Source organism: Bradyrhizobium australiense, assembly GCF_013114825.1.
GTDB lineage: Bacteria > Pseudomonadota > Alphaproteobacteria > Rhizobiales > Xanthobacteraceae > Bradyrhizobium > Bradyrhizobium australiense.
Genome location: NZ_JAAVLX010000009.1, coordinates 1 through 22483 on the forward strand (window position 1 = coordinate 1; position 22483 = coordinate 22483).

At 63.5% G+C, this 22483-nt stretch carries 20 protein-coding genes and 1 pseudogene; 13 read left to right on the forward strand and 8 right to left on the reverse strand.

The window, feature by feature from the left end:
* Nucleotides 1-380: 380 nt before the first annotated feature.
* Nucleotides 381-986, reverse strand: coding sequence for a DNA-3-methyladenine glycosylase (locus HCN58_RS25860; protein WP_171582205.1), 606 nt, complete (start codon nucleotides 984-986; stop codon nucleotides 381-383).
* A gap of 156 nt (nucleotides 987-1142) precedes the next feature.
* Between HCN58_RS25860 and lipA the strand changes: the two genes are divergently transcribed.
* The 4 genes from lipA to HCN58_RS25880 all read left to right on the forward strand — a co-directional run bounded on the left by lipA (nucleotide 1143) and on the right by HCN58_RS25880 (nucleotide 5361).
* A complete protein-coding gene (gene lipA / locus HCN58_RS25865; RefSeq protein ID WP_171582206.1) occupies nucleotides 1143-2102 on the forward strand; it encodes a lipoyl synthase in 960 nt (319 codons plus the stop codon).
* A gap of 9 nt (nucleotides 2103-2111) precedes the next feature.
* Nucleotides 2112-2594: a type II toxin-antitoxin system RatA family toxin gene (locus HCN58_RS25870; RefSeq protein WP_171582207.1), complete on the forward strand. Its 483-nt coding sequence runs from the start codon at nucleotides 2112-2114 to the stop codon at nucleotides 2592-2594.
* Nucleotides 2563-3585 (forward strand): NAD(P)-dependent oxidoreductase, encoded by a 1023-nt coding sequence (locus tag HCN58_RS25875; RefSeq protein ID WP_311966868.1) that lies wholly within the window; start codon nucleotides 2563-2565, stop codon nucleotides 3583-3585. Before HCN58_RS25870 ends, HCN58_RS25875 begins: the two co-directional genes overlap by 32 nt.
* A gap of 102 nt (nucleotides 3586-3687) precedes the next feature.
* The gene (locus HCN58_RS25880; protein ID WP_171582209.1) at nucleotides 3688-5361 is read left to right on the forward strand and encodes a thiamine pyrophosphate-binding protein; all 1674 of its coding nucleotides are present in this window, start codon (nucleotides 3688-3690) and stop codon (nucleotides 5359-5361) included.
* Nucleotides 5362-5374: 13 nt separating this feature from the next.
* Here HCN58_RS25880 and HCN58_RS25885 read toward each other — a convergent pair whose 3' ends face one another.
* The gene (locus HCN58_RS25885) at nucleotides 5375-5977 is read right to left on the reverse strand and encodes a CinA family protein (protein ID WP_171582210.1); all 603 of its coding nucleotides are present in this window, start codon (nucleotides 5975-5977) and stop codon (nucleotides 5375-5377) included.
* Nucleotide 5978: 1 nt separating this feature from the next.
* Complete coding sequence (locus tag HCN58_RS25890) at nucleotides 5979-7160, reverse strand: bifunctional 2-C-methyl-D-erythritol 4-phosphate cytidylyltransferase/2-C-methyl-D-erythritol 2,4-cyclodiphosphate synthase (RefSeq protein ID WP_171582211.1); 1182 nt, start codon at nucleotides 7158-7160, stop codon at nucleotides 5979-5981.
* A gap of 283 nt (nucleotides 7161-7443) precedes the next feature.
* On the opposite strand from HCN58_RS25890, the gene dusB reads away from it, so the two are divergent.
* From dusB to hflX, 7 genes are all read left to right on the forward strand, one after another.
* Entirely contained in the window at nucleotides 7444-8445 is a 1002-nt protein-coding gene (gene dusB / locus HCN58_RS25895) for a tRNA dihydrouridine synthase DusB (RefSeq protein WP_171582476.1), read from the forward strand.
* Complete coding sequence (locus HCN58_RS25900) at nucleotides 8442-9617, forward strand: two-component system sensor histidine kinase NtrB (RefSeq protein WP_171582212.1); 1176 nt, start codon at nucleotides 8442-8444, stop codon at nucleotides 9615-9617. The genes dusB and HCN58_RS25900 overlap by 4 nt, the downstream gene beginning before the upstream one ends.
* 9 nt (nucleotides 9618-9626) lie before the next feature.
* Nucleotides 9627-11069 carry a nitrogen regulation protein NR(I) gene (gene ntrC / locus HCN58_RS25905; protein WP_065744582.1) on the forward strand — a complete coding sequence of 481 codons (1443 nt, stop codon included), beginning with the start codon at nucleotides 9627-9629 and terminating at the stop codon, nucleotides 11067-11069.
* Between the two features lie 172 nt (nucleotides 11070-11241).
* The gene (locus HCN58_RS25910) at nucleotides 11242-13593 is read left to right on the forward strand and encodes a sensor histidine kinase NtrY-like (RefSeq protein ID WP_171582213.1); all 2352 of its coding nucleotides are present in this window, start codon (nucleotides 11242-11244) and stop codon (nucleotides 13591-13593) included.
* A 17-nt stretch (nucleotides 13594-13610) separates the two neighbouring features.
* Entirely contained in the window at nucleotides 13611-14981 is a 1371-nt protein-coding gene (gene ntrX, locus HCN58_RS25915; RefSeq protein ID WP_171582214.1) for a nitrogen assimilation response regulator NtrX, read from the forward strand.
* A gap of 303 nt (nucleotides 14982-15284) precedes the next feature.
* The gene (gene hfq, locus HCN58_RS25920) at nucleotides 15285-15533 is read left to right on the forward strand and encodes an RNA chaperone Hfq (protein WP_006020546.1); all 249 of its coding nucleotides are present in this window, start codon (nucleotides 15285-15287) and stop codon (nucleotides 15531-15533) included.
* Nucleotides 15534-15544: 11 nt separating this feature from the next.
* Nucleotides 15545-16921: a GTPase HflX gene (gene hflX, locus HCN58_RS25925; protein ID WP_171582215.1), complete on the forward strand. Its 1377-nt coding sequence runs from the start codon at nucleotides 15545-15547 to the stop codon at nucleotides 16919-16921.
* A gap of 20 nt (nucleotides 16922-16941) precedes the next feature.
* Here the strand turns inward: hflX and mazG are convergent, their stop codons facing one another.
* Nucleotides 16942-17796, reverse strand: a complete 855-nt coding sequence (gene mazG, locus HCN58_RS25930) for a nucleoside triphosphate pyrophosphohydrolase (protein ID WP_171582216.1) — start codon at nucleotides 17794-17796, stop codon at nucleotides 16942-16944.
* 128 nt (nucleotides 17797-17924) lie between these two features.
* Between mazG and queC the strand changes: the two genes are divergently transcribed.
* Nucleotides 17925-18653, forward strand: a complete 729-nt coding sequence (gene queC / locus HCN58_RS25935) for a 7-cyano-7-deazaguanine synthase QueC (RefSeq protein ID WP_171582217.1) — start codon at nucleotides 17925-17927, stop codon at nucleotides 18651-18653.
* Between the two features lie 71 nt (nucleotides 18654-18724).
* On the opposite strand, the gene HCN58_RS25940 is transcribed toward queC, so the two are convergent.
* The 3 genes from HCN58_RS25940 to nthA are packed head-to-tail and all read right to left on the reverse strand — an operon-like array spanning nucleotide 18725 to nucleotide 20411.
* Nucleotides 18725-19108: a nitrile hydratase accessory protein gene (locus HCN58_RS25940; RefSeq protein ID WP_171582218.1), complete on the reverse strand. Its 384-nt coding sequence runs from the start codon at nucleotides 19106-19108 to the stop codon at nucleotides 18725-18727.
* The gene (gene nthB, locus HCN58_RS25945) at nucleotides 19108-19767 is read right to left on the reverse strand and encodes a nitrile hydratase subunit beta (protein WP_171582219.1); all 660 of its coding nucleotides are present in this window, start codon (nucleotides 19765-19767) and stop codon (nucleotides 19108-19110) included. Before nthB ends, HCN58_RS25940 begins: the two co-directional genes overlap by 1 nt.
* Nucleotides 19767-20411, reverse strand: a complete 645-nt coding sequence (nthA, locus tag HCN58_RS25950; RefSeq protein ID WP_171582220.1) for a nitrile hydratase subunit alpha — start codon at nucleotides 20409-20411, stop codon at nucleotides 19767-19769. The genes nthB and nthA overlap by 1 nt, the downstream gene beginning before the upstream one ends.
* A gap of 89 nt (nucleotides 20412-20500) precedes the next feature.
* Here nthA and HCN58_RS25955 point away from each other — a divergent pair.
* Nucleotides 20501-21234: pseudogene (locus HCN58_RS25955) on the forward strand (PA4824 family protein).
* Nucleotides 21235-21242: 8 nt separating this feature from the next.
* Here HCN58_RS25955 and HCN58_RS25960 read toward each other — a convergent pair.
* Nucleotides 21243-22463 carry an MFS transporter gene (locus tag HCN58_RS25960; RefSeq protein WP_171582221.1) on the reverse strand — a complete coding sequence of 407 codons (1221 nt, stop codon included), beginning with the start codon at nucleotides 22461-22463 and terminating at the stop codon, nucleotides 21243-21245.
* Between the last annotated feature and the right edge of the window lie 20 nt (nucleotides 22464-22483).

The following is a 22483-nucleotide window of genomic DNA, read 5'->3' on the forward strand; positions in this document are numbered from 1 at the left end:
TCGGTACTTTGGCTGGCGAGCACTTGGCTGGTTGAAGTCTCTGGCAGGGGAAGCTGCGTACGGCAAAACCGTGTGGTCCTGGCACCCGTGGCTGGTGTCAAGCTGGCGGAGGCTTGCAGCACTCAACCGAGTCATGCGAGCCGCAATTCGTCAGTGATGGAGGCAAAAGAAATTCGTCTCCAGGGAGAGCCCGGCATAAGCTGTCAAACCATTGCGCAGGGAATGCCGGGCTGCTCCGCCACAGCGTACTGGATACCCCGCATTCGCGGGGTATGACAATCGAGTGTTGCGTCGCAATCTCCACGTCATTGCGAGCCATCCGGCGGCGCTTCGCGCCGACCGGGTGGCTCGCAATGACGGCTGAAAGAGAAACCGCATTGTCAAAATGGTTTGCTCAAAAATCTCGACCCCTTCAATCCGTAGCGCCACGGCAGATTGACCGCTTTGGTGATGCCGATCCGCACGCCTGCGGCGACGTCGAGTCTGCCCACGCGCGCATGCAGCACGATCGGCGGCTGATCGAGCGGCAGTTCGTTGTGTTTGATCGTGATCCCAAGCGCCTCGCAGAGCTTGCCCGGCCCCGAACACAACGCGCGCTCATCCTGCTGGCCGCGGCGGCGGCGCATCGCGGCAATACCGTGGGACGGTTGCAACGCGCGGATCAGCACGGCGCTGGCCGAACCTTCCTTTTCGCAGACGAAATTGACGCACCAGTGGATACCATAGGAGCGGTAGACATAGGTAAAACCCGGCGGGCCGAACATCACGCGGTTGCGCGGTGTTGGCCCACGAAACGAATGCGCGGCCGGGTCCAGATGGTGATAGGCCTCGACCTCGACGATGATGCCGCCGACGCCGTCGACCAAGAGCGTCGCCCCGATCAGGTCGGGCGCCACCTCGTGCACGCTTCGGTCGAAAAACGAGCGTTTCAACTGCTTGCCGAGCCGGGGCGCGGCGGCGTCGGCGGGCTTAGGGTTTTGAGCCATTTTCAGGTGAGAATCGTTTGCGAAACAGATGAAAACCGCCAACATCTTGCACGTTTCTGCTAGGTTCCGCGATGCCAAGTTGCGGCCTTCCGCAACTGGCTTGCAGCTATAGGCGAGACGGATTAGCTAAGTGTTCTCGCAATATCCGGACTGAACATGGTCGTTCTCGTCGATACCGTCTCCCTGAACCAGGTTCGCCCGCGTCACCCCGAAAAGGTGAACCGGCCGGATGCGCTGTCGCCGCCGAAGCCGGACTGGATCAGGGTGCGCGCGCCGAACACCCGCGGCTATGCCGACACGCGAAAGATCGTCAAGGAGAATGGCCTCGTCACGGTCTGCGAGGAGGCCGGTTGCCCGAACATCGGCGAGTGCTGGGACAAGAAGCACGCCACCTTTATGATCATGGGGGACACCTGCACCCGAGCCTGCGCCTTCTGCAACGTCAAGACCGGCATGCCGGGCGCGCTCGACGTCGCCGAGCCGGAACACGTCGCGGAGGCGACCTTCAAGCTCGGGCTGACGCACGTCGTGGTGACCTCGGTCGATCGCGACGATCTTGCCGACGGCGGCGCGGAGCATTTTGCGCAGACGATCCGTGCCATTCGCGCGCGCTGCCCGACCACAACGATCGAAATCCTCACCCCCGACTTCCTGCGCAAGGAAGGCGCGCTGGAGGTGGTCGTGGCGGCCAAGCCGGACGTGTTCAACCACAATCTCGAAACCGTGCCGGCGCGGTATCTCACCGTGCGCCCGGGCGCGCGCTACTTCCATTCGATCCGGCTGCTGCAGCGGGTCAAGGAGATCGATCCCACAATCTTCACCAAATCGGGCATCATGGTTGGCCTGGGCGAGGAGCGCCACGAGGTGCTGCAGGTGATGGACGATCTGCGCTCCGCGGACGTCGATTTCCTGACCATCGGGCAATATCTGCAGCCGACGCGCAAGCACCACGCTGTGATACGCTACGTGACGCCGGACGAATTCGCGGGCTACGAGAAGGTCGCCTACACCAAGGGTTTTCTGATGGTGTCGGCGACCCCGCTGACCCGCTCGTCGCACCATGCGGGTGAGGATTTTGCCAAGCTGCAAGCGGCGCGGGCTGCGCGACACGGGTGAGCGCGTCCAATGCCTCAGTTTTCCAGCAAGCGCCGGGTTCATCATACCGCGCCGCAAATGTTCGATCTGGTCGCCGATGTCGAGCGCTATCCGGAATTCGTGCCGCTGTGCCAATCGCTGCGGATCCGCCAGCGCACGCAGAAAGCTGACGGCACCGAAGTCGTCGTCGCGGACATGACGGTGTCATTCAAGCTGGTGCGGGAATCTTTCACCAGCCGGGTGACGCTGGACCGGCCAAACCTGAAGATCATGGTCGAGTATCTGAAGGGCCCGTTCAGCAATCTGGAAAACCGCTGGACGTTCGAGCCGAAATCCGAAACCGACTGCGATGTCGGATTCTTCCTCTCCTATGAATTCAAGAGCCGGATGCTGGCGATGCTGATGGGGACGATGTTCGATACCGCGTTCCAGCGCTTTGCCGCCGCATTCGAAAAGCGGGCTGACGCGATTTACGGGAAGAGTGGCAGCACAGGCCCCGTCAGGATTGGCTGACGCAAGCTCGATCGGCCGGGCGTCCGCGCAAACCAAGAAATCTTCAAACAATGATGGAAGGCCGGAGATGACGACATTCGAACGCGTTGGCTTTATCGGCCTCGGTGGAATGGGACGTGGCTTGGTCAAGAACCTCGTCGCCAAGGGCGTGGCGGTGACCGCCTATGATCTCAACCCGGCGGCGGTGGCCGTTGCCAAATCGTTTGGCGCGACGGGAGCCGGCAGTCTCCAGGAGATTCGCAACAACTGCCGCATCGTGATGATTTGCGTCAACGAGGCCGAGGACGTCGTGGCGCTGCTCACGTCTGAGGACGGGCTGCTCGCCGGTCCGGCGCCGGGATTCGTCATCGTGGATCACACCACCGGCAGCCCGCAAATGGTCGCCAAGCTCGACCGCATGGTGCGAGGGGCCGGCGGTCGCTACGTGGAAGCGCCGATGACGCGAACCCCGAAACACGCCGACGCCGGCAAGGTCAACGTGCTGTTCGGCGGCGAGCGCGACCTTCTCGACGACCTCAGGCCCTATTTTGAGCTCTATGCCGAAAACATCTTCCATATCGGTCCGCTGGGGCACGCCATCCGCCTGAAGCTCATCCACAACTACATCGCCTTCGCCAATGTGGCGGCGTGGTGCGAGGGGTTTGCGCTCGCGGCGAAGGAGGGGCTCGATCTCTCGCAACTCATCGGCATCATCTCGGCCGCCGGGGCCAAGAGCGGCATGCTCGATCTCTACGGCCAGGCTACGCTTGATGGCGACTTCACGCCGCTGATGTCGCTGGCGAACGCCCGCAAGGATATCCGCTATTACGCGCGCTGGCTGGAGGAAGCAGGCCTGCCAGGATTCATGGCGGAAGCGGTGCACCAGACCTATCGGCAGGCGGCACTGTTGGGGCACGACGGCGAGTCCTGCACCGCCGTCATCAAGGCCTACGAGGCTGTGACCGGCGTGGACGCGCGCGTGGGGCCAAAGGACCAACAACAGGGAAAATGACCAGCGGCATATCTGAATTCGCAAGAAAACCGGTTGCTGGCGCCAGCGCCATTCTTTAAGCCGGTCCCAAATCCGTAATGCCGAAACGGAAGGACAAGGGCGATGGACGCAAATCTTCGAACCGGTGGCCATATTCTCATCGAGCAACTGGCCTTGCACGGCGCTGACACCGTGTTCGGCGTGCCCGGCGAGAGTTTCCTGGCCGCCCTCGACGGCATGTACCAGAGCCAGCGCGTGCGGTTCATCAACGCGCGGCACGAGGGGGGCGCGGCCATGATGGCGGACGCCTATGGCAAGCTGACGGGACGGCCCGGCATCGTGTTCGCCACCCGTGGCCCTGGCGCCACCAACGCTTCCTCCGGCGTCCATGTCGCGTTCCAGGACTCGACGCCGCTGATCCTGCTGCTGGGTCAGGTCGGGCGCGACATGATGGAGCGCGAAGCGTTCCAGGAGATCGATTATCGCCAGATGTTCGGGCCGATGGCGAAATGGGTCGCCCAGATCGACGATGCGCGGCGGATTCCCGAGTTCATTTCGCGCGCCTTTTTCACCGCCACTTCGGGCCGGCCTGGTCCGGTCGTGCTGGCGTTGCCCGAGGACATGCTCACCGACACCGCCGAGGTGCCGGATGCGCCGCCCTACAATCCCATTCCGGTCGCGCCTGACGACGGCGCCTTGCGGCAATTCCATGCGCTGCTGTCGGAGGCGAAGAAGCCGTTCCTGATCGTCGGCGGCGGCGGATGGAGCGATCAGGCCCGCCGCGATCTCGAGGCGTTTGCCGCCGCGCATGAGGTTCCGGTCGGCGTCTCGTTCCGATGCCAGGACTATTTCGACAATCTGCATCCAGCCTATGGCGGCCATGTCGGCATCGGTCTCGACGCAAAAATCGCCGACCGGATCCGCACCAGCGATCTGGTGATCGCGCTTGGCGCGAGGCTGGGGGAGGCCACCACATCCGGCTACACCCTGTTCGATATTCCGAAGCCGAAGCAGCCGCTGGTTCATATCTATCCTGATCCGGAAGAGATCGGAAGCGTCTATTCGCCGACGCTCGGCGTGGTCGCGAGCAGCGCCGCCTTTGCGGCCGCGATCAAGCGGCTGGAGCCGAAGCACCAGTCGCGCGCCGACTACGTCAACGCGGCGCACGCCGACTATGTCGCCTTCACCGAGCCGACCCGATCGCCCGGCGACGTCCAACTCGCACAGATCGTGCGCGGTTTGAGCGATCGCTTGCCGCATGACACCATCATCTGCAATGGCGCCGGCAACTATGCCGTCTGGGTGCACCGCTTCTGGCGCTATCGGCAGTATCGCACCGAACTCGCGCCGACCTCGGGTTCGATGGGCTATGGCTTGCCCGCAGCCGTTGCCGCCAAGCTGCAGCATCCCGAGCGCACGGTCATTGCGTTTGCCGGCGACGGCTGCTTCCAGATGACCGGGCTGGAATTCATGACCGCCGTCGAAAATCGGCTGCCGCTGATTGTGATCGTCTGCAACAACGGCATGTACGGCACGATCCGGATGCATCAGGAACGGACCTATCCCGGCCGCGTCTCCGGCACCGATCTGGCCAATCCGGACTTTGTTGCTTTGGCCCGCGCCTGCGGCGGCTTTGGCGCGCGCGTCGAGCGCACCGAAGATTTCGCGCGCGCGTTCGACGAAGCAGTGGCAAGCGGACTTTCGGCCATCATCGAGCTTTCGATCAGCCCGGAAGCGTTGACGCCAACAAGTTCGCTGAGCGAGACACGCGCCAAGGCCATGGCCGCGCTGGCCTGATCTGCTCGACTGGTTAGCTCCGCGGCGGTCGGCGCCGCTTGACGGCGCTCCGGCGCGGGCTGCGTGCCACCCGCGGCCGTAACCGGCTCACGACTTCCCGGCGGGGCTTGACCGGCGGCTGCGGTCCGCGCGCCAGTTCCATCAGCATGCGCAGCGCTTCCACTACCGAGCGCTGGCGCACGGTGCTGCGGCCAATGGCGCCAAAACGGAATTCGCGGTGCAGGATCTTGCCGTCGCGCGAGGCTACCGCGAAATGCACGAGGCCGACCGGCTTGCCCGGCGTGGCTCCGCCCGGACCCGCAATGCCGGTGATGGATACCGCGAGATCGACGCCGGCTTTTTCCAGCGCGCCGACTGCCATTGCGGTCGCAGTTTCCTTACTGACTGCACCGAAGGTTGTCAGTGTTGAGGCTTTGACGCCGAGCATCGCGCGCTTGGCTTCGTTGGAATAGGTGACGAAACCGCGGTCGATCACGTCTGACGAGCCAGGAATGTCGGTCAGCGCGCCGGCGACCAGCCCTCCCGTGCAGGACTCTGCCGTGGCGATCGTCAGCTTGCGCATCCGGCACAAATCGAGCAGCGAGCGGGCGAGGGCGCGGGCGTCGCTGCCGCTCATCCTACTCGCTCCAGGGCAGGCGGATGGTGGCGCTCGCGGTGGCGGCGATGCCTTCCTCGCGGCCGGTAAAGCCGAGCCGTTCGCTGGTGGTCGCCTTGACGGCAACGCGCGAGATGTTGAGCCCGGCAATCTCGGCGATTCGTGCGCGCATCACATCGCGCAGCGGCCCGATCTTGGGGCGCTCGCAGATCATCGTGACTTCGAGATTGGCGATTCGGCCGCCGCGCGCGGCGACGCGATCGACGGCATATTTGAGGAACTTGTCGGAGGCGGCGCCCTTCCACTGCGGATCGGTCGGCGGAAAGTGCGAACCGATATCGCCGTCGGCCAGCGCGCCGAGGATGGCGTCGACCAGGGCATGCAGGCCGACATCGCCGTCGGAATGAGCGAGAAAGCCGCGGGTGTGCGGCACGCGCACGCCGCAGAGCATCAGATGATCGCCGTCGCCGAAGGCGTGTACGTCGTAGCCGGTGCCGGTCCTGATATCGCCGAGCTGGGCGGCGAGGCGGGCTTCTTCACGAATGAAATCTTCAGGCGTCGTCAGTTTCATGTTTGCAGGATCGCCTTCAAAGGTCGCCACCGTCAATCCCGCCCATTCCGCGAGCGCCGCATCATCGGTGAAATCGCTGCGGCCGTCGCGCGCGGCGCGGCGATGGGCATCGAGAATGACATCGAAGCGAAACGCTTGCGGCGTTTGCGCGATTCGCAACCATGCGCGTTCGGGCGTCGCCTCGACGTGACCGGCATCACCGACCTGCTTGATCGTATCGGTGACGGGAACTGTCGGAACAGCGGCGCCCGTCCGACCCGCAGCATCGATCGCGCGCGAAATCACCGCGGATGTCACGAACGGCCGCGCGGCATCGTGGATCAAGACGATGTCGGGCTTCTCCGCAGCCAGGGCCTCGAGTCCGGCATGCACCGAGGCCTGACGTGTCGCGCCGCCATTCGTGGGCGGCTTGTGGCGTAGTCCCGCTACGGCCTCGTTGAAGATGGCGGCGTCATCGGGATTCACCACAGGTTGCACGGCGAAGATGTCTGGATGCCGGCAGAACGCTTGCATGGCGCGGAAGATCACCGTCTGCCCACCAATCTCGCGATATTGCTTGGGTCCCCCGGCGCCGGCGCGAAGCCCGCGTCCGGCTGCGACGAGAATGGCTGCGGTACGCTCAGGTCTGGGCATCTGGACTCAAATACGAACGAATCAGGGGTTGGTGAGGGGGCGGGTGTGCTGGCGCACAGCCCTTACCACGCCGAATAGCGAAAACAGAGCGATTCCCGCTCGCTGGGGAAAAGCGGTTTTTGTTGCAGTGCACTTGCGCAAATGATAGATCTGTCTAAAGTGTAGGCAAGAAGCTTGACTGCCCAAGATTTGTGCTCACAATATGCGTCGACGGTTGCAATGACGCCGCCGCCCTAACCATGAGAACGCCGTGACCGGCCCGGAAAGTTCGCGCTCTAAGCCATTGAAAATAGGCGAGATTGCTGTCGCCAACCGGGTCCTTCTGGCGCCGATGTCCGGCGTCACCGATGCCCCCTTTCGACGCCTTGCCGCCACCCTCGGCGCCGGACTGGTCGTCTCCGAGATGACCGCCAGTGACGAACTCGTGCACGGCAGGCCGATGTCGATTCTGCGCTGCGAGACGGCGGGTGTCGGACCGCACGTCGTGCAACTCGCGGGCTGCGAGGCGCACTGGATGGCGGAGGGGGCAAGGATCGCGGAAGCCGCCGGCGCCGACATCATCGATATCAACATGGGCTGTCCGGCGCGCCACGTTACCGGCGGCCAATCCGGCTCGGCGCTGATGCGCGATCTCGATCATGCGCTCAAGCTGATCGAAGCCACCATCGCGGCGGTCAAGGTGCCGGTGACGCTGAAGATGCGACTCGGCTGGGACGATCGCTCGCTCAACGCCCACGAACTCGCGCGCCGTGCGCAAGCAGCCGGCGTTCAGATGATTACCGTCCACGGGCGCACGCGCAGTCAATTCTACAAGGGCGTAGCCGATTGGGCCGCCGTACGCGCTGTCAAGGATGCGATCTCCGTGCCACTCGTCGTCAATGGCGATATTACCTCGTTCGAGAAGGCGGTCCGCGCACTGGAAGTATCGGGGGCGGACGCTGTCATGATCGGACGCGGTGCGCAGGGTCAGCCCTGGCTGCCGGGGCAGATAGGCCGACGGCTTGAAACCGGACAGGCTGAGACCGCGCCGTCGCTGGCCGAACAACTGGCGCATGTGCGCGCACTCTATGATGAAGTCTGCAGCCATTACGGGCTGCGCATCGGGCTCAAGCACGCACGCAAGCACCTCGGCTGGGCCCTTGAGATCGCAGCGCAGTGCAGCCGCGCGCCGGCGGAGACATTGAAGGGCTGGCGGCAAAAGATTCTGACGTCCGAGGATCCGCACCGCGTGCACCGGTCGCTGCAGGACGCGTTTGACGATTTCGCATGGAGTGCTGCTGCATGAATTCGGCCGCAGAACATCGCCGCGCCGTGCCCTCCGACAGCGAGGCCATTCTCAACGCGCTGCCCAACCCGGTACTGCTGGTGGCGCCGGACGGCCGCATCGTTGACGCCAATATCGCCGCCGAGTCATTTTTCGAGATCTCGACGCAATTCCTGCGCCGGCAGTCCCTGAAGGAGCTGGTGCCGTTCGGTAGTCCGCTGCTGGCGCTGATCGACCAGGTGCGCTCGAGCGGCTCGCCCGTGAACGAATATAAGGTCGATCTCGGTACGCCCCGCATCGGCGGCGATCGCCAGGTCGACCTACACGTGGCGCCGATCACTGAACGGCCCGGCCATATCGTCGTGATGCTGCAGGAGCGCACCATCGCCGACAAGATGGACAGACAATTGACGCACCGGAGTGCGGCGCGCTCGGTGATCGCGCTGGCCGCGATGCTGGCGCACGAAATCAAGAATCCGTTGTCCGGCATCCGCGGCGCCGCGCAATTGCTGGAGCAGGCGGCCTCGTCCGAAGACCGCATGCTGACCCGGCTGATCTGCGACGAGGCCGATCGTATCGTCACGCTCGTCGACCGGATGGAAGTGTTCGGCGACGACCGCCCGGTGGCGCGCGGGGCGGTCAACATCCATTCCGTGCTCGACCACGTCAAACGGCTGGCGCAATCCGGCTTCGCACGCAACATCCGCTTCGTCGAGGACTATGATCCGTCATTGCCGCCGGTCCTGGCCAACCAGGACCAGCTCATTCAGGTGTTCCTCAATCTCGTGAAGAACGCTGCCGAAGCCGTTGCCGATTTGGGCAGCGACGCGGAAATCCAGCTCACCACCGCCTTCCGCCCGGGCGTTCGCCTGTCAGTGCCGGGCAAGAAGTCACGTGTGTCGCTGCCGCTCGAATTCTGCGTCAAGGACAACGGCTCCGGCGTTCCGGAAGACCTGCTGCCGAACCTGTTCGATCCCTTCGTGACGACAAAGCAAACCGGCAGCGGGCTGGGACTTGCCCTGGTCGCCAAGATCGTCGGCGATCACGGCGGCATCATCGAATGTGAATCCCAGCCGCGCAAGACCACATTCCGCGTGCTGCTGCCGATGTTCAATCCCGCCAAACAGCTCGACCAAAGCAACCGCGACGGCGTTCCGGGTACGCTGCCGCCTGCCTCACAGGATGCAAGATGAGGAATACCAATGCCCGCAGGTAGCATACTCGTTGCCGATGACGACACCGCCATCCGCACGGTCTTGAACCAGGCGCTTTCGCGCGCCGGATATGAAGTTCGCCTGACCGGGAACGCCGCGACGCTATGGCGCTGGGTGAGTCAGGGCGAGGGCGATCTCGTCATCACCGACGTGGTGATGCCCGACGAGAACGCGTTCGACCTCTTGCCGCGGATCAAGAAAATGCGGCCGAACCTTCCCGTCATCGTCATGAGTGCCCAAAACACCTTCATGACGGCGATCCGGGCCTCGGAACGCGGCGCCTATGAATACCTTCCGAAACCGTTCGATCTGAAGGAGCTCATCACCATCGTCGGCCGTGCGCTGGCCGAGCCAAAGGAGCGGGTGACGAGCGCGGCGGACGAGGGTGAATTCGATTCGATTCCGCTGGTCGGCCGTTCCCCGGCGATGCAGGAAATCTACCGCGTGCTGGCGCGGCTGATGCAGACCGATCTCACGGTGATGATCTCCGGCGAGTCCGGCACCGGCAAGGAACTGGTCGCCCGCGCGCTGCACGACTACGGCAAGCGCCGTAATGGTCCGTTCGTCGCCGTCAATATGGCGGCGATTCCGCGCGACCTGATCGAATCCGAATTGTTCGGCCATGAGCGTGGCGCGTTCACCGGCGCCAATACCCGCGCGTCCGGCCGGTTCGAACAGGCCGAGGGCGGCACGCTGTTTCTCGACGAAATCGGCGACATGCCGATGGAAGCACAGACGCGGTTGCTGCGGGTGCTGCAGCAGGGCGAATACACCACCGTCGGCGGGCGTACCCCGATCAAGACCGACGTCCGGATTGTCGCGGCCAGCAACAAGGACCTGCGCATCCTGATTCAGCAGGGCCTGTTCCGGGAAGACCTGTTCTTCCGTCTGAACGTGGTGCCGCTGCGTCTGCCGCCGCTGCGGGAGCGGATCGAGGATCTGCCCGATCTTATCCGGCATTTCTTCTCGCTCGCCGAAAAGGACGGATTGCCGCCGAAGAAGCTCGACACGCTGGCGCTGGAACGGCTCAAGCAGCACCGTTGGCCCGGGAACGTGCGCGAGCTCGAAAACCTCGCGCGCCGGCTGGCTGCGCTTTACCCACAGGACGTCATTACGGCCTCGGTGATTGATGGCGAGCTGGCGCCACCGGCGGTCACCTCGGGGGGTAACGCCCCGATAGGTGTGGAGAACCTCGGGGGTGCGGTCGAAGCCTACCTCTCCTCACACTTCTCGGGCTTCCCTAATGGCGTCCCGCCGCCGGGCCTCTACCACCGCATCCTCAAGGAGATCGAGGTGCCGCTGCTCACCGCGGCGCTGGCGGCCACGCGCGGCAACCAGATCCGCGCGGCCGACCTGCTCGGTCTTAACCGCAACACGCTTCGGAAGAAGATCAGGGATCTCGATATCCAGGTCTACCGGAGCGGCGGCTAGGGATTGTGCACCTAGCTTCCTCCGCAATGAAGACGGGTGGCCCGCCGGCTGGGGCCGATCGCATTAAGCGGTCGGGTGCGCCGTGGAATTGTCGCAATTTAGCAACATTGTGATATGAATGCATCAGTCCGCGGAAGGCGGGCAACAGCCTTTCAGCTCACCGATTGCCGGAATGACCACCGCAGAGACCACCTCGGCACCACCGTTCGATCCATCACGTACCGAATCCGCAGGGGGGATCCTGCGGAAGTGGGTGGCGCCGTTTGCGGTTGGGATCGCGCTGCTGTCGGCATTCCTGACTTTCGTGGTCCTGAGCGGCCTGACACCGATCGAGCCGACCCGGCACGTGGTCTATTCCTTCCTGCTGATCAATGCGGCGACCATCCTGCTGTTGGTCGCCATCATCGTGCGCGAAGTCTGGTTGGTGATTCAGGCGCGGCGGCGCGGCCGCGCCGCCGCGCGGCTGCACGTTCAGATCGTGAGCCTGTTCTCCATCATCGCCGTGCTGCCCGCGGTACTGGTCGCGATCGTCGCCAACGTGACCATCGACCGTGGCCTGGACCGGTTGTTCTCGGGCCCGACGCGCGAGGTGATGCAGAATTCGCTGATTGTCGCGCGGGCCTACACCTACGAACATGCGCAGCTCATCCGCGGCGACATTCTGGGGATGGCCAATGACATCGCCCGTGCAAGGCCCTTGTTCGACCAGGACCGCCGGTCATTTCGAGAATTACTGACGATGAGCGCCACCTCCCGGAATTTGCCGGGAGCCATGCTGATCGACAAGGATCGCAACGTCCTGGAAACGGCGCAAACCGGCATCAAACAGGAGTTCACGACGCCGCCACAGGATTTCCTCAGCAACGTCAATGAAGACGAACCGCAGATCGCCGTCTTTCCCGACGCGAATTACGTCGCCGCGGTGATCCGGCTGCGTGCGTTCAACGACACCTTCCTGTATGTGGCGCGGCTGCTCGATCCCCGCGTGGTCGCGCAGCTCAAGCAGACCGAGGCCAGCGTCGCCGAATACGCCCAGATCGAAGCCCGCCGCCTCGGTATCCAGGTCGCTTTCGCGCTGATGTTTGCCGTGATCGCGCTGACCATTCTGATGGCATCAGTGCTGATCGGGCTGAACTTCGCCAACTGGCTGGTGGCGCCGATTCGCAACTTGATGAGCGCGGCCAATATCGTTTCGACCGGCGATCTGCATGTCCAGGTGCCGGTCCATAAATCCGAGGGCGACCTCGCCCAACTCGGCGAGACCTTCAACAAGATGACGGCCGAATTGCGCACCCAGCGCGACGAGCTGGTCAACGCCTCGGACCTGATCGACAGCCGCCGCCGCTTCATCGAGGCGGTATTGTCCTCGGCGAGCGCCGGCATCATCGGCGTCGACGCCTCGGGCAGTGTCGGCATTCTGAACCGCTCGGCCGAGAAACTCATCGGCCACGCCGAATCCGAGACGCTGGACCATCCGCTGTCGGACGTGCTGCCCGAGCTCGACGACATGATGAAGACCGCACGCGAGGGAACACAGCGCCTCGTGCAGGGCCAGATCACGATCATGCGCGACGGCCATGAGCGCAACCTGTCGGTCCGCGTCAGCGCTGAGCAGACCAGCCAGTCGCGCGACAGCTACATCATCACACTCGATGACATCACGGAGCTCGTCTCCGCACAACGCACATCGGCGTGGGGGGATGTCGCGCGCCGCATTGCCCATGAAATCAAGAATCCGCTGACGCCGATCCAGCTTTCGGCTGAACGCATTCGCCGCAAATTCGGCAAGGTCATCACCGAAGACAAGAATATCTTCGAACAATGTACCGAAACCATCGTGCGACAGGTCGACGACATCAGGCGGATGGTTGATGAATTCTCCCGCTTCGCGCGGATGCCGAAACCGGTCATGGAAGGCGAGGATGTCGCCGATACGGTGCGGCAGGCGGTATTCCTGATGAAGGTCGGGCATCCCGATCTCGATATCGAGGCCGATATCAAGCAGGATCCGATGCGCGCGCAGTTCGACCGCCGGCTGATTTCGCAGGCGCTGACCAACATCATCAAGAACGCGACGGAGGCGATCGAGCAGGTGCCGCCGGAAGAACTCGGCAAGGGGCGCATCGACGTGATCGCGGCGCGCGAAAACGACGACATCGTGATCGACGTGATCGACAATGGTATCGGCCTGCCGAAGGTCAGCCGTGCGCGGTTGCTGGAGCCCTATGTGACGACGCGGCAGAAGGGCACCGGGCTCGGGCTCGCCATCGTCGGCCGCGTGCTGGAAGACCATGGCGGCCGCATCGAACTCAAGGACGCCTCCGATTTCCGGCCCGGGCAGCGCGGCGCCTGGATGCGGCTGCGGTTCGCCGTATCAGGCCATGCGCCGAAGTCCGACGCGAAGCAACCGGCGCCGGAGGAAAAACCACAGGTTGACGAAACTAAAGCGCCGTCAGGCGAAACCAATGAGGCGGCATCCGCGACCAATGATGAAACAAAAACTGAAGCCGCAACAGGCAACTGACAAGGCAGGTGTAACCCATGGCCAGTGACATTCTGATTGTCGACGACGAAGCCGATATTCGTGACCTCGTTGCGGGCATCCTGGAGGACGAAGGCTTCAAGACCCGTACCGCGCGCGACAGCGATTCGGCGCTGGCCGAGATTTCGAACCGCCGCCCGCATCTGGTGTTTCTCGATATCTGGCTGCAGGGCTCTAAGCTCGACGGCCTGCAATTGCTCGAGCAAATCAAGAAGGAGCACGCCGACGTTCCGGTGGTGATGATCTCCGGCCACGGCAATATCGAGACCGCGGTGGCGGCGATCAAGCGCGGTGCCTATGACTTCATCGAAAAGCCGTTCAAGTCCGACCGGCTGATCCTGGTGGCGACGCGGGCGCTGGAGACCTCGCGCCTCAAGCGCGAAGTGAAGGAACTCAAGCAACTGGCTCCCACCGCGAGCGTTCTTACCGGACGCTCCGCCTGCATGAACCAGTTGCGCCAGACCATCGACCGCGCGGCCAAGGCCAACAGCCGTATCCTGATCGTCGGCCCCTCCGGTTCGGGCAAGGAACTGGCGGCGCGTACGCTGCACAATGCATCGAGCCGTGCAGAAGGACCGTTCGTCGTCATCAACGCCGCGGCGATCACCCCGGAGCGGATGGAAGTCGAGTTGTTCGGCATCGAGCAGACGAACGGCGAGCAGCCGCGCAAGCCTGGCGCGCTGGAAGAGGCCCACGGCGGCACGTTGTTCATCGACGAAATCGCCGACATGCCGCGCGAGACCCAGAACAAGATCCTGCGCGTGCTGGTCGATCAGACCTTTCAGCGCTCGGGCGGCACCGCCAAGATTCATGTCGACGTCCGAATCATCTCCTCGACGGCGCGCAACCTGGAGGAAGAGATCGCGGAAGGGCGATTCCGGGAGGATCTCTACCATCGACTGTCAGTGGTGCCGATCCGCGTTCCCCCGCTGTCGGAACGCCGCGAGGATATCCCCGAACTGATCGACTATTTCATGGATCAGATCTCGGCGGCGACCGGCCTGCCGAAGCGGCAGATCGGCCAGGACGCAATGGCGGTATTGCAATCCCATGTCTGGCCCGGCAACGTCCGCCAGCTCCGCAATAATGTCGAGCGCGTCATGATTCTGGCCGGCGGCGGTCCGGAAGCGATCATCACGGCCGATATGCTGCCTCAGGATGTCGGCTCGATGGTGCCGGCGATGCCGACCAGCAACAATGGCGAGCACATCATGGGGCTGCCGCTGCGCGAGGCGCGGGAAGTATTCGAGCGCGACTACCTGATCGCGCAGATCAGCCGGTTCTCGGGCAATATTTCGCGTACGGCCGAATTCGTCGGCATGGAGCGGTCGGCATTGCACCGCAAGCTCAAGGCGCTGGGGGTCGGCTGAGGCCTGAGTGAATCGCTTGTTCGACACGTGCCGAAATCAGCGGCTCATTTCTCGCTTTGAGCCAATCCATGCATTTGCTTTGGAATATTTATCTATTTCCGCACTTCTATGGAGAATGGCCACTGGGTTCCGCGCCGGTGACGCCTGAAGCGGCTTGCCTAAAAACCGCGCGTACCCTCTAATCGTCCGGCCGAGCCGACCAGAGGGGGATCTCAGGGGACGCCGGCAGGTCGGGGCAGGCTCCGTGAGAGAGCAAAAAGCCGGCTTAATAAAAAAGAAGCACAAGACGGCGGGACAAAAACAATGGCGGCAGACCGCGCACAAAACCTACAAGACACCTTCCTAAATCACGTTCGTAAAACAAAAACGCCACTGACGATCTTTCTGGTCAACGGAGTAAAGCTGCAGGGGATAGTCACCTGGTTCGACAATTTCTGCTTGCTGCTTCGGCGCGACGGTCACTCGCAGCTTGTCTACAAGCATGCGATTTCGACCATCATGCCCGGCGCTCCGATTCAGTTGTTTGAAGGCGGCGAGGATGCTCCGGCTTGAGAGTGAACTGATTGGAACCCTTCGACCGTGAAGGGAACGCCGACCGTCCGCGGTCGGCGGGGGGCAAACAAAGCGGGCGGGCGATCGTGATCGGCCCTTATTTGCGAATGCGCCGCGGCGATGCCGACGCGCAGGCGAATGAGGCTACGCGCGATTCTGAGGCCAGGCTCGAGGAAGCAACGGGTCTGGCGCGCGCCATCGACCTCACAATCGCTGACGCGCTGATTGCGCCAATCAGCCAGATCCGTCCAGCGACTTACCTCGGCAAGGGCAAGGTTGAGGAGATCACCGGGCTGATCGCGGGCCATGACATCGAACTTGTGGTGATGGATTGTGCGCTGTCGCCGATCCAGCAGCGCAACCTCGAGAAGGCCTGGAACACCAAGGTGCTCGATCGCACCGGGCTGATTTTGGAAATCTTCGGCCGCCGCGCCAAGACCAAGGAAGGCGCGCTGCAGGTCGAGCTCGCGCATCTGAACTATCAGCGTAGCCGCCTGGTGCGATCCTGGACCCATCTGGAGCGCCAGCGCGGCGGTTTCGGCTTCATGGGCGGCCCCGGCGAGACGCAGATCGAGGCGGACCGCCGCCTGATCGGCGACCGCATCACGCGGCTGGAAAACGAACTGAAGAAGGTTCAGGCGACGCGGCGGTTGCATCGCGCTGGCCGGCAACGCGTGCCGTACCGCGTCGTCGCGCTGGTCGGCTATACCAATGCCGGCAAATCGACCCTGTTCAACCGGCTCACACGCGCCGACGTGCAGGCGGCCGACATGCTGTTTGCAACCCTCGATCCCACCTTGCGCGCGCTGAGCCTGCCGCATGGCGGCAAGGCGATGCTCTCGGACACCGTCGGATTCATTTCCAACCTGCCGACGCAGCTCGTCGCGGCGTTTCGCGCCACGCTGGAAGAGGTGCTGGAAGCCGATATCGTTCTCCACGTCCGCGACATCTCGCATGAGGACGCGGAGGCGCAGGAGCGTGACGTCGACGCCGTGCTGCGTCAGCTCGGCATCGATCCAGATGCCGGTGCACGCATCCTCGAAGTCTGGAACAAGATCGATCGCTTCGATCCCGAGGAACGCGAGAACCTGCGCAACATCGCCGCGCGGCGACCGCCGGAACGACCGTGTTTCCTGGTCTCCGCCGCGTCAGGCGAGGGGATCGAGGCGTTGCTGACCGCGATCGAGGACCGCCTGGCGGCGACGCGCACAACTCTCGACCTCTCGATCGACGCTTCCGACGGCGCCGGCATCAGTTGGCTGCACCGTAATGCCGAGGTGCTCAACAAGGAGCTCCGGGACGGACGGTTCGACATGACCGTGCGCGTCGATGAGACCAAGCGCGACATCGTGGTGTCGCGGTTTGATGCCGTACCGCGCGTGGCGTAATTGTCGCACGAACGTGCCTCTTATCTCCGATCACTCCGCGCTGAGGCTGATGCGGCCGGCTGTTCAGCTCCCTTGGCCTCGTTCCACAACATATCCATTTCGGCGAGTGTTGCGTCCTCAAGCGAGCGGCCTTTTGCCGCCAGCACGCGCTCGATATGGGCGAAGCGGCGTTCGAACTTGGCGTTGGTACCCCGCAGCGCGGCTTCCGGATCGGCGCCGACGTGGCGGGCCAGATTCACCAGCGCGAACAGGAGGTCGCCGGTTTCATCCGCGAGTTCGGCAGCATCCTTGCGGTCGAGCGCCGCTTCGATCTCATCGGCCTCCTCTCGAATCTTGCTGAGCACTGCGCGAGGGTCGTTCCAGTCAAATCCGACGGTGGAGGCCTTGCGCTGCAGTTCCATCGCGCGCGTCAGCGCCGGCTGGCCCGCCTTGACGCTGGAGAGCAGCGATTTGTGCGCCGTCTCGTTCGGCTGACGCCGCGCGGCGCGCTCGGCCTTTTCCTCGGCCTTGATGCGCTCCCAGGCGCTCTTGACGCCAGCGGGGGCGATATTGCCGTCCTTGTCGGCGAACACATGCGGATGGCGGCGTATCAGCTTCCTTGTGATTGCTTCGACCACGTCGTCGAAGGCGAAGGCGTTTTGCTCTTCCGCCATGCGGGCGTGATAGACGACCTGCAGCAGGAGATCGCCGAGTTCCTCGCGCAGATCATCGAGATCGCCGCGCGTGATCGCATCGGCCACCTCATAGGCTTCTTCGATGGTGTAGGGCGCGATGGTGGAAAAGTTCTGTTCGAGGTCCCACGGGCAACCCGTGACGGGCGTGCGCAATGCCGCCATGATCTCGATGAGGCGGGAAATATCGCGGGAAGGGGTCATGAGATTTCCGTCGCTTAGAGGGACAGGCCGCTTTATGCCGCAGACGGTCGACCGATCCCAGCGGAACGCGCTGAAATCGAGCAATTTCCACCGGTTGGCCTCGAGGCGCGGGAGTGCTATTGGCCCTTATGAGCGACCAATCCTTGTCCGAAACCGCGCTGGTGCTGTTCTCCGGCGGGCAGGATTCCACCACCTGCCTGTCCTGGGCCTTGCGGCGCTTTGCGCGCGTCGAAATGCTCGGATTTAGCTACGGCCAGCGCCACGCGATCGAGCTTGAATGCCGCGACCGGCTGCTGTCCGGCCTGAAATCGTTGCGGCCGGATTGGGCGGCAAAACTCGGCGAGAGCCACACGCTAGAAATCCCGACGCTGGCAGAAATTTCCGATACCGCGCTGACGCGCGACGTCGCCATTGCCATGGGCGAGAACGGCCTGCCCAATACGTTCGTGCCCGGCCGCAACCTGGTGTTCCTTACCTTCGCGGCGGCGCTGGCGTACCGGCGGGGCATCCGCCACATTATCGGCGGCATGTGCGAGACCGATTACTCCGGCTATCCGGACTGCCGCGACGAGACCATCAAGGCACTGCAGTCCGCGCTCAATCTCGGCATGGCCAAAAATTTTGAGCTGCATACACCGCTGATGTGGCTCGACAAGGCGTCGACCTGGAAGCTCGCGTATGAGCTCGGCGGGGCAGGGCTGGTCGACCTGATCCGCGAGCACTCCCACACCTGCTATCTCGGTGAGCGCGGTGCTCAGCACGATTGGGGCTATGGCTGCGGCGAATGCCCGGCCTGCGCATTGCGGGCGAAGGGCTGGCGGGAGTATGTGGGCAATGCGTCATTGCGAGGAGCGTAAGCGACGAAGCAATCCGTTCTTGCGTTTGCAGATGCATGGATTGCTTCGCTTCGCTCGAAGTGACGGCGGTATTAGCCGAAATCTTCGGGCGTCAGCTCGATCGGCGCGCCGTGCGGGGTGCGGTCGGCGGCGTGGTCCCAGGCGTCGCGGTAGCGATGGAGGATATCTGAGGTCGTGACGCCCTTGGCGGCGACCAACGTTTCCAGCGTCGCGAGCCAATGCCGGTAGTATGTCTCTCCCGTGTCGGGATCGCCTTCGGCCTGCGCGCGCTTGATTTGCGCGCCCAGCGTCTCCGCCCATTCCTTCCAACTGAAGATACCGGCCTCATGCAACGCTAGCGCCATGGCGAAGGCGCGCGCTTCCCAGGGCTCGCGAAACACCGGGCCGTCTTCATCGCGCGGCACGCCGGGAACGGCGACGGCCGCGCGCATCGCCTGTTGCGGGGTCAGATTCATCACACGCGCTCCAGATAGGATTCCCAGGCGTCGACGGAGACGCTGAGCGTCGGATCGCCGTCCTTGCCCCACAATTCCGGTCCGTCGAAACGCACGGTGTAGAGCCATTGCGGGTCTTCGCCTTGGCCTAGCGAGTTGGTGTCGGGGAAGACGTGGCAGCCGTGATTGAGTTCGATGGTGCCGAGATGGCCACGGACATATTGCGGCAGCCGCGTATGCGTCACCGGGTGGATGTCTTTCATCCGCACGGTCTGGCCAACCGCAAACATCGCAGGCTGCTTTGGCTCGCGCTCGGTCGGGCCACCGCGGCGGATCGCCGGCGTGACCTCGTTTGGAGCGATAGGCTTGATTCCAGGCATGGGCGGCGACAGCACTTTGCCCGCCTCGACTTCCTCGCGCGTCACCAGCCCGCGCTCGATCATCAGCGTTTCCAGCCCGGCCAGCCAGATCTCGAAATAGCTCTTGCTGAGGTAATCCTCGGGCGGCCGGTTCTCGCGCGCAAACCGCGACATATCGATGTTCCAGCCGCCGGGACGCGCCATGGCGACCGTCAGCGCGAAGGCGCGACGCTCCCAGTCGCCATGAAACACCGGCTCGTTAGGCTCGGGTACGACGGGCCCAAAACCCTTGGCCCCGCCCATGTCGTGCGCGCCGTCCATCAGGTGATCTCGCCGGGTTGTTTCGGCAGGCCCGTGCCGATCATGCTATCGCGGGTGACGAGTTCGGCGAGCTGTTCTTCGCTCCAGCCCTCAGTACCCTCAGGGCGCATCGGCAGCACGAGGTAGCGGATTTCGGCGGTGGAATCCCAGACACGGATTTTGGTGGTGTCCGGCAGCGTCACGCCGAAATCCTTCAACACGCCGCGCGGGTCCGAGACGGCGCGCGAGCGATAGGGCGCGGATTTGTACCAGACCGGGGGTAGTCCGAGCACAGGGTGCGGGTAGCAGGAGCACAGCGTGCACACGACCATGTTGTGCTGTTCGGGCGTGTTCTCCACGACGACCATGTGCTCGCCCTGTCGTCCGGAATAGTCGAGTTCGGCAATCGCAGCCGTAGCGTCCTTCAGCAGGCGTTCGCGATAGGCCGGATCGCTCCATGCCTTGGCGACCACGCGAACGCCGTTGCGCGGTCCGATCTTCTTTTCATAGAGATCGATCAGGACGTCGAGCGCGGCGGGGTCGACATAGCCCTTTTCGGTCAGGATCGATTCCAGCGCGCGCACGCGCAACTCGGTCTCCGAGAGTTCGGAATGGTCGTGGTCGTGGTGATGACGGCCGTGGTGATCGTGGTCATGGTCGCTCATGCTATGAGGATAGGCGCAAAATCCGGGCTATGTCGAGGCAGAGACTCTGCTAGCATTTCCATATGGGGCACCGGGCAGGGCGCATCAAAATGGCGGCAGCCACGGCCATTTTGGCTGGGTTTTCCGCACGGGAGGCGCAGGCGGCCAACGGTGCCTATGCGGTCGATGCGGCCGATATTTCCGAAGTTGGCTCTTGCAAGATTGAGAGCTGGCTGTCGTCGGCCTCCAACACCGACTTTTCCGCCGTCGCCAACCCCTCCTGCGTGGTCAATCCGTTCAGGCCGGTTGAATTGAGCATGAACATGAACCGCGCGCATAGCGACGGGGAGTGGAGCAATACGCTTGCGCCGAAGGCCAAGACGAACATCGCGCCGACCGGCGTCGGCAGGCTCGGCTTTTCGTTTTATGCCGGCGGCTCGTTCGATGCGCTGACTGGTGAAAACCTCACGGCCTTTGCCGTCGTGCCGGCGACGTTCCGACTCAGCGAAACCATGCGCCTCAATTTTAACGGCGGCTGGCTATGGGACCGCAGCGTCGATCGGCATTATCTCACGTACGGCATCGGGTTCGACTGGAAGTTCACGGAAACCTTGCAGTGGACCATCGAAGCCTTTGGGCAGGCGGGCCAATCGGATACGCCGGGCGTGGTTCAGCCGCGCTTTCAGACCGGTGTACGCTACCGGCCGAACGAGATTTTCTCGGTCGATTGATCTACGGCCGCAACATCACAGGCGAAAACGCCAACTGGATCACGCTCGGCACCACGATCCGCTTCCCGGTGCCCGGCGGCAAGCCGGAGCACCACCGCACGGGCCATTTGTAAGCCGATCTTTAAGCCGGCTGCAGCCGCTTGCCCGATCGCGAAGGCAGCGGCGGGAAGGCAACTGCGATCGCCATCGCGCCGAGCCCGACGCTTAGCGCGCCGATGTAGAGCCAGCGATAGTCATGGAAGGTGTCGAAGATCACGCCGCCGGCCCAAGGACCAAGCGCCATGCCGAGGCTCGACACCATGGTGGCGGCGCCAAACACCGTTCCCATGATCCGCGGCCCGAAATATTCGCGCGTCAGCACGGCATAGAGCGGCATCACGCCGCCGTAGGCGGTCCCGAACACAATCGCGAGCGCATAGAACTCGCCGAGTTTGCTGACGTAGAGATAGGTACCGATCGCCAGCGCCTGCACCAAGAGGCCGCAGACCAGCACCCGTTTGGTGCCCAGCCGATCGGCGAGCACCCCGAGGAGGAGGCGGCCGCCGAGCCCGGACAAGCCTTCGACACTATAGATGCTGACCGCGGTCATCGCCGGGATGCCGCAGAGCATGGCGTAGCTGACCATGTGGAAAATCGGCCCGGAATGCGCGGCACAGCACGCGAAGAATGTCAGCGCCAACACCAGGAACTGGGGCGAGCGAAGTGCGCCCGCGACTGACCACTCCACTCCCAAATCGCCGCCAGCGCCCGCCGCCGATAAGGCGGATGGTTTCGCCACCGGGGGCTGCCGGACCAACAGCGCGGCCGGTATCAGCAAGGCCCACGCCATCAAGCCCACAATCATCATCGCAGTACGCCAATCGTAGGTCGAGATCAGCCACCGCGCGAACGGTGAGATCGTCATCGGCGCCACGCCCATGCCTGCTGATACCAGCGAGACGGCAAGGCTGCGGTTGTTGTCGAACCACACCGTCGCCGCTGCGATCATCGGCGCGAAGAACGCGCCTGCGGCGAGGCCGACAAGAATGCCGTAGGCGAGCTGGAATTCGATCAGGGAAGTCGCGCGGCTGGCGAGAAACAGGCCCGAACCCAGGAGCAGGGCACCGCACAGCACAACGGGGCGCGTGCCAAACCTGTCGCTGGCCGCGCCCCAGGCAAACCCGGCGAGGCCCATGGTCAGGAAATCGATGGTCATCGCACCCGAAATTCCGGCGCGCGACCATCCCGTTTCGGTCGCCATCGGCTCCAGATAAACGGCCAGCGAGAACATCGCGCCGATGCCGACGCATGTCATCAAGGCGCCGACGCCAACGATCACCCAGCGATACGATGAGAGGCTCATTCGCAATTGCTCCTGTTTCC

What these genes read in the sequence shown, in the direction of transcription:
- HCN58_RS25910 (WP_171582213.1), top strand. Translation starts at nt 11,242, where the DNA reads ATGACCACCGCAGAGACCACCTCGGCACCACCGTTCGATCCATCACGT.
- ntrC (WP_065744582.1), top strand. Translation starts at nt 9,627, where the DNA reads ATGCCCGCAGGTAGCATACTCGTTGCCGATGACGACACCGCCATCCGC.
- HCN58_RS25885 (WP_171582210.1), bottom strand. Translation starts at nt 5,977, where the DNA reads ATGAGCGGCAGCGACGCCCGCGCCCTCGCCCGCTCGCTGCTCGATTTG.
- ntrX (WP_171582214.1), top strand. Translation starts at nt 13,611, where the DNA reads ATGGCCAGTGACATTCTGATTGTCGACGACGAAGCCGATATTCGTGAC.
- HCN58_RS25960 (WP_171582221.1), bottom strand. Translation starts at nt 22,463, where the DNA reads ATGAGCCTCTCATCGTATCGCTGGGTGATCGTTGGCGTCGGCGCCTTG.
- HCN58_RS25890 (WP_171582211.1), bottom strand. Translation starts at nt 7,160, where the DNA reads ATGCCCAGACCTGAGCGTACCGCAGCCATTCTCGTCGCAGCCGGACGC.
- HCN58_RS25940 (WP_171582218.1), bottom strand. Translation starts at nt 19,108, where the DNA reads ATGAATCTGACCCCGCAACAGGCGATGCGCGCGGCCGTCGCCGTTCCC.
- queC (WP_171582217.1), top strand. Translation starts at nt 17,925, where the DNA reads ATGAGCGACCAATCCTTGTCCGAAACCGCGCTGGTGCTGTTCTCCGGC.
- lipA (WP_171582206.1), top strand. Translation starts at nt 1,143, where the DNA reads ATGGTCGTTCTCGTCGATACCGTCTCCCTGAACCAGGTTCGCCCGCGT.
- HCN58_RS25880 (WP_171582209.1), top strand. Translation starts at nt 3,688, where the DNA reads ATGGACGCAAATCTTCGAACCGGTGGCCATATTCTCATCGAGCAACTG.
- hfq (WP_006020546.1), top strand. Translation starts at nt 15,285, where the DNA reads ATGGCGGCAGACCGCGCACAAAACCTACAAGACACCTTCCTAAATCAC.
- mazG (WP_171582216.1), bottom strand. Translation starts at nt 17,796, where the DNA reads ATGACCCCTTCCCGCGATATTTCCCGCCTCATCGAGATCATGGCGGCA.
- HCN58_RS25860 (WP_171582205.1), bottom strand. Translation starts at nt 986, where the DNA reads ATGGCTCAAAACCCTAAGCCCGCCGACGCCGCCGCGCCCCGGCTCGGC.
- HCN58_RS25900 (WP_171582212.1), top strand. Translation starts at nt 8,442, where the DNA reads ATGAATTCGGCCGCAGAACATCGCCGCGCCGTGCCCTCCGACAGCGAG.
- nthA (WP_171582220.1), bottom strand. Translation starts at nt 20,411, where the DNA reads ATGAGCGACCATGACCACGATCACCACGGCCGTCATCACCACGACCAC.
- nthB (WP_171582219.1), bottom strand. Translation starts at nt 19,767, where the DNA reads ATGGACGGCGCGCACGACATGGGCGGGGCCAAGGGTTTTGGGCCCGTC.
- HCN58_RS25870 (WP_171582207.1), top strand. Translation starts at nt 2,112, where the DNA reads ATGCCTCAGTTTTCCAGCAAGCGCCGGGTTCATCATACCGCGCCGCAA.